The sequence below is a fragment of the Streptomyces sp. JJ66 genome, from assembly GCF_019303495.1.
Lineage (GTDB): Bacteria > Actinomycetota > Actinomycetes > Streptomycetales > Streptomycetaceae > Streptomyces.
Window position 1 is genome coordinate 94,878 of the sequence record NZ_JAEVFI010000027.1, and the last position, 8,463, is coordinate 103,340.

At 70.0% G+C, this 8,463-nt stretch carries 8 protein-coding genes; 4 read left to right on the forward strand and 4 right to left on the reverse strand.

All coding sequences use genetic code 11. The features are described from left to right. Positions 1 to 200 precede the first annotated feature (200 nt). Positions 201 to 1,304, forward strand: a complete 1,104-nt coding sequence (locus tag JJV70_RS18165) for a citrate synthase 2 (RefSeq protein WP_219049054.1) — start codon at positions 201 to 203, stop codon at positions 1,302 to 1,304. Between the two features lie 179 nt (positions 1,305 to 1,483). Here the strand turns inward: JJV70_RS18165 and JJV70_RS18170 are convergent, their stop codons facing one another. After that, on the reverse strand, positions 1,484 to 2,431 hold the full coding sequence (locus JJV70_RS18170; protein WP_219049055.1) for a YafY family protein: 948 nt from the start codon (positions 2,429 to 2,431) through the stop codon (positions 1,484 to 1,486). 93 nt (positions 2,432 to 2,524) lie between these two features. Between JJV70_RS18170 and JJV70_RS18175 the strand changes: the two genes are divergently transcribed. Together JJV70_RS18175 and JJV70_RS18180 are read left to right on the forward strand one after the other, a co-directional pair. After that, positions 2,525 to 2,890, forward strand: a complete 366-nt coding sequence (locus JJV70_RS18175) for a VOC family protein (protein WP_219049056.1) — start codon at positions 2,525 to 2,527, stop codon at positions 2,888 to 2,890. Positions 2,891 to 3,186: 296 nt separating this feature from the next. Further along, the gene (locus JJV70_RS18180) at positions 3,187 to 4,731 is read left to right on the forward strand and encodes a serine/threonine-protein kinase (protein WP_374227313.1); all 1,545 of its coding nucleotides are present in this window, start codon (positions 3,187 to 3,189) and stop codon (positions 4,729 to 4,731) included. A 188-nt stretch (positions 4,732 to 4,919) separates the two neighbouring features. Here the strand turns inward: JJV70_RS18180 and JJV70_RS18185 are convergent, their stop codons facing one another. From JJV70_RS18185 to JJV70_RS18195, 3 genes are all read right to left on the reverse strand, one after another. After that, entirely contained in the window at positions 4,920 to 5,360 is a 441-nt protein-coding gene (locus tag JJV70_RS18185) for a spore-associated protein A (protein WP_219049057.1), read from the reverse strand. A gap of 432 nt (positions 5,361 to 5,792) precedes the next feature. Beyond that, positions 5,793 to 6,239, reverse strand: coding sequence for an ankyrin repeat domain-containing protein (locus JJV70_RS18190; RefSeq protein WP_219049058.1), 447 nt, complete (start codon positions 6,237 to 6,239; stop codon positions 5,793 to 5,795). A gap of 242 nt (positions 6,240 to 6,481) precedes the next feature. Beyond that, complete coding sequence (locus JJV70_RS18195; RefSeq protein ID WP_219049059.1) at positions 6,482 to 7,351, reverse strand: class I SAM-dependent methyltransferase; 870 nt, start codon at positions 7,349 to 7,351, stop codon at positions 6,482 to 6,484. A 176-nt stretch (positions 7,352 to 7,527) separates the two neighbouring features. On the opposite strand from JJV70_RS18195, the gene proS reads away from it, so the two are divergent. Then, a partial coding sequence (proS, locus tag JJV70_RS18200) for a proline--tRNA ligase (RefSeq protein WP_219049060.1) occupies positions 7,528 to 8,463 on the forward strand: 936 nt, incomplete at its 3' end.

An 8,463-nucleotide genomic window follows, 5' to 3' on the forward strand; every position in this document is an offset into this window, starting at 1 on the left:
CCGAGCCCACGGTGACGAACCCGCAGAAATCGCCGTCCGGAAAGGTGTGGACCCTCCCGACCGGGACTATCGTGTTCGATCGCGCCCGAGACTGGGAGACCGCCAGCTCGCACCGCGCCCACCCCAGGATTCCGGCAACGGCCGCCGACCCGGACCACACATCCGCCGCCGCCGCTGCGCCCACCGTGAGGAGCCGCCTGATGTCCGATTTCGTTCCCGGCCTTGAGGGAGTCGTCGCGTTCGAGACGGAGATCGCCGAGCCCGACAAGGAGGGTGGCGCGCTCCGCTATCGCGGGGTCGATATCGAGGATCTGGTCGGGCACGTCTCCTTCGGCAACGTCTGGGGCCTGCTGGTGGACGGCAGCTTCAACCCCGGCCTGCCTCCGGCCGAGCCGTTCCCGATCCCCGTCCACTCCGGGGACATCCGCGTGGACGTCCAGTCCGCGCTGGCGATGCTCGCACCGGTGTGGGGCCTGAAACCGCTGCTGGACATCGACGTCGAACAGGCCCGCGACGACCTCGCCCGGGCCGCCGTCATGGCCCTGTCCTACGTCGCCCAGTCCGCGCGCGGTCAGGGGCTGCCGATGGTGCCGCAGCGCGAGATCGACAAGGCCGGCACCGTCGTGGAGCGCTTCATGCGGCGCTGGCGCGGCGAGCCGGACCCCAAGCACGTCGCCGCCGTGGACGCCTACTGGACGTCGGCCGCCGAACACGGCATGAACGCGTCCACCTTCACCGCCCGCGTCATCGCCTCGACCGGTGCCGACGTCGCCGCCGCGCTGTCCGGTGCCGTGGGCGCCATGTCCGGCCCCCTGCACGGCGGCGCCCCCTCGCGCGTGCTGCACATGATCGAGGAGATCGAGCGCACCGGCGACGCGACCGCCTACGTCAAGCGCCAGCTCGACCAGGGCGAACGGCTGATGGGCTTCGGCCACCGCGTCTACCGCGCCGAGGACCCGCGCGCCCGCGTGCTGCGCCGCACCGCCAAGGAGCTGGGCGCGCCGCGCTACGAGGTCGCCGCCGCACTGGAGCAGGCGGCTCTGGACGAACTGCGCGCCCGCCGCCCCGACCGCGTGCTGGCCACCAACGTCGAGTTCTGGGCCGCGATCGTGCTGGACTTCGCCGAGGTTCCGGCGCACATGTTCACGTCGATGTTCACCTGCGCGCGCACCGCCGGATGGTCGGCGCACGTCCTGGAGCAGAAGCGCACCGGCCGCCTGGTCCGCCCCTCCGCTCGCTACACCGGCCCCGGCCAGCGCAGCCCGCGCGAGATCGAGGGCTACGAAACCCTGTCCGACCGCTGACCCACCCCGGTGCGGCGGCCCCACACCCCGCCGCACCACCCGGGCCCCGCGGCACCCCGGCCTGCCCCGCCCTGCCCGGCCCTGCGGCAGCCACCCCGGCCGCCCGGGCCGCGTCCCGCAGCGGTCCCCTGAGCACCCGGCCACCGCAGAAATCCCACCTGGAGCGGCTGGCTCAGCCGTCACGAGTGCTGCCGCAGGGTTTGGGCAGCGAGGTGCCGGATGTGCTCGCGGGCTTCCACCGGCCCGGTCACGGTGACGCTGTCGCCGAACGGCAGGAGCATCCGCACGTCTTCCACGCTCCGGCCGGTGACGGTCATGCACACGCGGCCCGCTCCCCCACACTCCCAACGGGACAGCCGACGGCCGAGAATGCGCCGTGCCCGGTCGAGTTGGCGCGCATCGAGCTCGGCACGGATCTGAACGGCTTCCGGATTCTCCCAACGCGCTGTGAGTTCCGCCGCGACACCCTCCAGCGTCATGCCCGGGCGCAGCCGACGCGCGGCCCGCATCGGCTCCCACTCAGTGAGCCGTTCCAGCGCGTGGAGTCGCGGACGGCCCGCGGAGTCCGCCACGAGATACCACCTCCCCGCCTTGGCCAGCAGGCCGTAAGGGTCCACGACGCGCCACGTGGCCTCGGTGTCCTCAGCTCGGCGGTAGCGGATGCGCAACCGCACCCCGCGCCGCAGGTCACCCGCCAGCGCAGCGGGAGGCAGGCCCTCAGCGTCCGGGGAGAACCACGGCCTGTTGTCCGTGGTGACGATCGCGCTGAGCGGCAGCGCATCGCTACGCGACCGGCGCAGCGCCCCGCGCACCTTCCGCAGCGCGCGCCTGGTCCCGGACGCCGCCCCCAGCTGCTCGCGCTGCACGTCGTCGAGTCCGTACAGCGCGAGGTGGTCTCGTTCGTCGGGAGTCAGGTGCGACGTGTCGAGCAAGCCACTGGGGAGAAGCGTCACCCCACCCAGGCGACCGCGCCGGATCACCAGGGGAAAGCCCGCTTCCTGCAACCACCGCAGATCCCGCAGGACGGTACGCACCGACACGCCGACCTGCGCGGCCAGATCGGCAGTCGTCGAGGTCTGCCGGGATTGCAGCGCCAGGAGCAGCGAGAAGAAACGGTCCGGAGTCATGGGACCGAGAATTTCAGAAATACCCGACGGGACCTGTCACACATGACCAGCACGCTCCAGTCGTTCCGTGCGAACGACCCAAGGAGTACAGGAATGTCGCGTTCGATCGTGTTCATCGTCTACGTCAACGACGCCCCCCAAGCCGCCCGCTTCTACGCCGACCTGCTGGAGCTCAAGCCGAGCTTCGAGGACCCTGGATACGTCGCCTTCGGTCTGGGAGACGGCGCGGAGCTCGCGCTCTGGAGCGGCGAGACCGGCAGCGTCACCCCGGAGGCGCCCCGCACGAGCGAGGTCTGCCTCACGCTGCCCGGCGGCCCCGAGGTCATCGACCGCCGGTTCGAGCAATGGACGGCGAAAGGGGTGCGCGTCATCCGTGAGCCGCGCGACGAGGTATTCGGGCGCACGTTCGTCGTCGCCGACCCAGACGGCAACCTGATCCGCGTCGCCCCCGTGGACTGACACCGGCCTGCCCCCGACCGCAGGCCCGAAAACCCGGTGCGTGGGCGGACCCGTGCGGCACGAGCCCGCCCACGCAGACACCGGCAGGCAGCGGTTGGTCAGACGCGGCCGACCGCGATCAGGAGGTATGGGAAGGAGCCGTTCTGGAGGAGGCGATGCACGCGTCCTCAGTCCCGGTCACCAGGGACACCATCTCCCGCCCCGGGGAGTACATAGCTTGGCGAAGTGCCAGCAGTGGGGAGGGAAGTGTCTACGCTGGCCGGGGAAGGGTGGACGGTGCTTGGAGGGGGCAGCGGATGATGCAGCCGCTCGGGGTGGAGGACCCGGCGTACGTGGGGGGCTACCGGCTGCTGGGGCGGCTGGGATCGGGAGGCATGGGCCGGGTCTACCTGGGCCGCAGCCGGGGCGGCCGTACCGTCGCGGTGAAAGTGGTGCACGCGCGGTTCGCGGCCGACGAGGAGTTCCGGGCCCGGTTCCGGCGGGAGGTGGACGCTGCCCGGCGGGTGGGTGGTGAGTGGAGCGCCCCGGTGCTGGACGCTGATCCCGCTGCCGACGTTCCGTGGGTGGCCACCGGGTACGTGGCGGGGCCGGATCTGGCCCGGGCCGTCACCCGGTACGGGCCGCTGCCCGCGCGTACCGTGCGCGCCCTGGGTGCGGGGCTGGCGGAGGCACTGGCCACGGTGCACACGCGGGGCCTGCTGCACCGGGACGTCAAGCCCTCCAACGTCCTGCTCACCCTGGACGGTCCGCGCCTGATCGACTTCGGGATCGCCCGCGCCACCGACGCCACCACCCCGATGACGGCCACCGGGGTGGCCATCGGCTCGCCGGGATACATGTCGCCCGAGCAGGTGCTCGGGCGAGAGGTCTCGACTGCCACCGACGTCTTCTCCCTCGGCGCGGTGCTGGCCTTCGTCGCCACCGGCCAGCCACCCTTCCCCGGCGACGCTCCCGCGGTGCTGCTCTACAAAGTCGTACACGAGCCCCCGGAACTGGAGGGGCTGGAAGGCCCCCTGCGGGAACTCGTCTCCGCCTGCCTGGCCAAGGAGAGCGCCGGGCGGCCCGACGTGGCGGAGGTGGCCCGCGACCTCGCGGGCCCGGCCGGAGCCGTGGCACTCATCTCCGGGGGCTGGCTCCCCAGCCCGGTGATGGAGGAGGTCAGCCGTCAGGCGGTCGCCCTGCTGGACCTGGAGACCGAGGACCCGAAGACAGCACCGCCAGGAGGAGCCTTCGGCCCGCCACCCCGGTTCTCGGACCTCCCCACCTCACCCCGCGCCCCTGGCACCTTCGGCGGCCCGGGCCACCCCACAGAGGCGGCTGCCCCCACCGGTCAGCCGGAGCGGGAAGCGCCGCGCCGGACGGTCCGGCGGCGGACGCTGCTCGCCGTCACGGGTGGCCTCACCGCCGCCGCGCTGGCCGTCACCGCCCTGCTGCTCTTCTCCCCCTCTGACAACCCCCAGGACAGCCCCACCACCGTGCCCGGTCACTTCCTGGGAACCTGGAGCGGGCAACTCGTCACCGACAAGGGTCTGGGAAACGGCAACCTCTTCCTCACCGTCCGCGAGGGGAAACCGGGCGATGAGGTGGTGGAGATGACCGCGCGGCTGGGCGAGTACGAGTGCGGCAGCACCGGAGAACTCACCAAGATCACCCAGTCGAAGCTGACACTCACCGATCACCCGACCGGTGACAGCCCCACCGTGCTCGGGATCAAGCTGTGCGCCGACTCGACAGCCCCCGTCACCCTCACCCTCCGGGAAGGGGACCACACCTTGCGCTACGCCTCGCAGGACGACGCCGCCGGCCGCCCCACCGCCGACCTCACCCGGACCGACGGCTGACCGCTCACCGCCGTCACCCTCTGCCACTGACGCGCGGCCCTGCAGCGGCCCGCTCACCGGCACGCCAGCACACCGCCGCCCCGCAGGTTCTTCACCGGACGCGGGAGCGGCTGGGTCAGCACTTCACCAACGGCCCCCGGCCGCTCAAGGGGTGCCCGGAGCATGGAGCCCGGGCACCCCTGAGGTGGTCAGTTCTGGCCGCAGTTGGTGTTGTTCTTGCCGCCGACCTGGCCGTCGATCTCGCCGAACCAGCTCACGCACGCGCCGGAGGTGCCCGTCAGATAGACCGGACCGGCGTACCGGGTGTAGTAGCCCTCATCCCGGGAGGTCCGGAAGTCGGCGCCCCGGCCGGTGGAGAGCACGGCCGACATGTACCGGCTGGAGCCAGGGTTGTTGCGGATGGTGACGACACAGTTGGCCCGTGCCGAAGGGCTGTAGGTCAGGAAGACCGTGCCCTCGTTCGCGACCGGAGCCGAGTTCACCACGGAGTAGCCACTGCCGCAGGCCCCGTTGTACGCGGCGGCTGCGGTGGGCGGCGCGGCGGCGGCCGTGGGAGCGAGGACCGAGGCCGCGCCCGCCAGCGCGAAGACGGCGGCTCCGGTCACCGTGACACGACGTGAGAACGTCATGGAATTCCCCTCTTCTGGTCTGCTCCCGCCAGAGCGGGAGAGGTGCTGAGTGCTCGTCAGGACACTTACCGGGCTAGACAGGTGGCCTGGCCCGGAGGTTGCCCGCAAGTGAGCGAGTTGGCCGGAAATCGCCATGCGTGACCGCATCGCTCACTGCGGTACACCCTCCCCCATCGGGAACGGGAAAACCCCGATGCCTGATGCTCCGTACGGGTGGGATTGGGCACGGCCCCAGCGGGGAACATGCGCACGCTCGTCAGCTCGGGGGATGCAGCCGTCCTGATCGTTGCGACCGGCGAAGGGCGGGGACGGGCGTCGGCTCAGCGTGGCCCGGCAAGCACCCAACGGGTCCCACCAGCCATGTCCTGTCTTCTCGGCCTCGGTTTAAAGTTTGACGGGGTGATGCGAAAGTAGCGGGCTCTATCTCATGGGCTACGAGTCGTTGGACGTTCCGCTGGCGGGTTTCGCTCCCGCCGCAAGGAGCAGAGCGGCGGTTTCCCGGTGCGGGCCATAGTTCGCCCACTCCAGGGGGGAAATCCCCCTGCCTCCGTCCTCACGAAGGGTGGGGTCGGCTCCGTGCGCCAGGAGTTCACGCACTGCCTCGGTGTGGCCCCAGCACGCGGCGGCACACAAGGGTGTGCCCTCCGCCCCCTCCCCTCCCTCGCTCTCGGCATCCGGGGCGGCACCCGCTTCCAGAAGCAACCGTGCGATCTCGGCTTCTCCCTGCACAGCCGCCCGATACAACGGGGTGACGCCCTCGCTGTCCCTGCGCTCCGGGTCAGCTCCGGCCCGCAACAGCTTCTTCACCCGCGCCGCGTCCGAACTCAACGTCGCGTCGATAAGATCGCGCGCCAGCTTCTTCTGGCGTCGTTGCTTCATACCCGCCGAGTCTACTCTTGGCCTTTCAGGACAGCGACGTATTTCTCCAGACTTTTCCCTCCCGCAAATCACCGACGGTAATCACGTCTTGGCGCGACTTCCAGGGCGCATGTGGTGGGTGTTTCATCGCACGTCACGCGATGAGGCGGCGTGTCTGCCTGATGGGCGCTCCTCAGGGTAATAACCCGTGGCGCTCTGGATGAGAAGGTACTCATTCGCGCCTGCACGGGGTGTCGTTCTGGTCACCGTACGGTTTGGCTGGGGCGCGCCGCGAGGATGATATGGGTGCCGCCGTCGCGGGCGCCGAGATCGGCGCAGGCGGCGGTCTCGTAGGCGAGAAACCTTTCCCAGAGTTGGGGCGAGCGTTCGAGGTCGGCGAGGACTGTGGGGTCTTCGAGACTGGCCCAGTTGCTGGCTGATCCTGCGAGAGTTTCGCCGCCGCATTCGGTGACGAGCGTGGTGAGTTGCTGCCAGGTGAACAGTCGGCAGACGTGGGTTATGCCGGGCACGTGGCGAAGGTCGCCGGTGCGGATGACGGCGTCGCTGATGTCGGTTCCATGGTGGAGGATCAGCTGAGTGGCCTCCTGGAAGCGTGCCCTCCAGCTTCCCCACAAGGACATCACCGAGGCGACGATGACGCCCTCGGGCTTCACGATTCTGAGGAGGCCGGTGAGGGCTTCGTGTTCCTGGCCGAAGGCGTAGGAGAGCGGGCCGCCGTATGCCAGGACGATGTCGAACGATGCGTCGGGGAATCGGCTGGTGTCGCGGACGTCGAGCGTGTGGCGGGCTTCCACGGCGTGCTGGGCTCCCGCTGCGGCGACGTTGACCTCATTCAGACGGAGCTGGACCGGGGAGATGTCGGTGACCACGATGCGTCCCCCGTGCTCGGCCAGCACCGTGGTGAACCGTCCCGGTCCTGCTCCGATCTCCAGGACCCGTTGCCCCTCCTCCAGGTAACTGGCCAGGAAACGGCGGTGGACTTCGAAGGACACTCTGCCGGCGATGTCCTTGGTGAGGCGGTCGGACTCTTCGTCACCGAGTGCGTCGTAGTAACGGCGGATGGCGTCCACGGTTCGATCGCTGCTGGCCGCGCTCTCGGGCGTGTCTGCCAATTCGCCTCCGTCCGGGTACCGAGCCCGGCCCACCCGGCGCCGCTTCTGGCCTGGGGCTTCTCAAACGGTGAGATTCGGGCACGGCTTCGCTACTAGAATGCGCCTCCCGTCGTGATGTCGGCGCGACCGCTGCCGCGACACTCCACAGCTTCACCGAGAGGACGGACCCCGGTCCCATGCGCTGGTCCCAGCTGTACGTGCCCACTCTCCGGGAGGACCCGGCGGACGCGGATGCGGTGAGTCACCGCCTGCTGGTGAGAGGGGGGTTCGTCCGGCAGCTCATGGCCGGGCACTACTCCCTGCTGCCGCTGGCTGTGCGCGTCCGTACCAAGATCATGGACATCATTCGCGAGGAGATGACCGCGATCGGTGTGCAGGAGTTCATCCTGCCCGCGCTGCATCCGGCTGAGATCTGGCAGCGCAGTGGCCGCTGGGAGGTGATGGGCGAGGAGATGTTCCGGCTCAAGGACCGCAAGGGGGCGGATCTGGCGCTCGGCATGACGCACGAGGAGATCTTCACCGTCCTGTCGCAGGAGCTGCGGTCGTACCGGAACCTGCCACAGATGTGGTTCCAGTTCCAGACCAAGTTCCGTGACGAGGCCCGTCCGAAGAGCGGCCTGCTGCGGGTCCGCGAGTTCACCATGAAGGACTCGTACAGCTTCGACGTCGAGGACGACGGCCTAGACCGCTCCTTCGAACTGCACAGGACCGCTTACGAGCGGATCTTCGCCCGTCTCAGCCTGCCCGCGATCGCTGTGCAGGCATCGAGCGGGAGCATGGGCGGCAGTGCATCGGTCGAGTTCATGAGCCCCTCGGAGGCGGGTGAGGATCTGGTGGTCCGCTGCCCAGGCTGTGACTACGCCGCCAACGCGGAGAAGGCGACCTCTGCCCTGCCAGCGGTGGTGGATGGTGCTGGGCTGGCGGCCCCGGAGGCGTTCGACACTCCTGACGTCCGCACCATCGAGGAGCTGGCCCGCCTGCATGAGGTGGCGGCCGAACGGCAGATCAAGACGCTGGTGTACGTGGTTGACGGCCAGCTCACCCTCGTCCTGCTCCGTGGCGATCACAACCTGGTGGAGCAGAAGCTCATCGACACCCTCGCGGCCAAGGCG

Bases quoted from the DNA above. Each gene is read 5' to 3' on its own strand.
- JJV70_RS18180 (WP_374227313.1), top strand. From the start codon at position 3,187: ATGATGCAGCCGCTCGGGGTGGAGGACCCGGCGTACGTGGGGGGCTAC.
- JJV70_RS18165 (WP_219049054.1), top strand. From the start codon at position 201: ATGTCCGATTTCGTTCCCGGCCTTGAGGGAGTCGTCGCGTTCGAGACG.
- JJV70_RS18190 (WP_219049058.1), bottom strand. From the start codon at position 6,239: ATGAAGCAACGACGCCAGAAGAAGCTGGCGCGCGATCTTATCGACGCG.
- JJV70_RS18185 (WP_219049057.1), bottom strand. From the start codon at position 5,360: ATGACGTTCTCACGTCGTGTCACGGTGACCGGAGCCGCCGTCTTCGCG.
- JJV70_RS18175 (WP_219049056.1), top strand. From the start codon at position 2,525: ATGTCGCGTTCGATCGTGTTCATCGTCTACGTCAACGACGCCCCCCAA.
- JJV70_RS18170 (WP_219049055.1), bottom strand. From the start codon at position 2,431: ATGACTCCGGACCGTTTCTTCTCGCTGCTCCTGGCGCTGCAATCCCGG.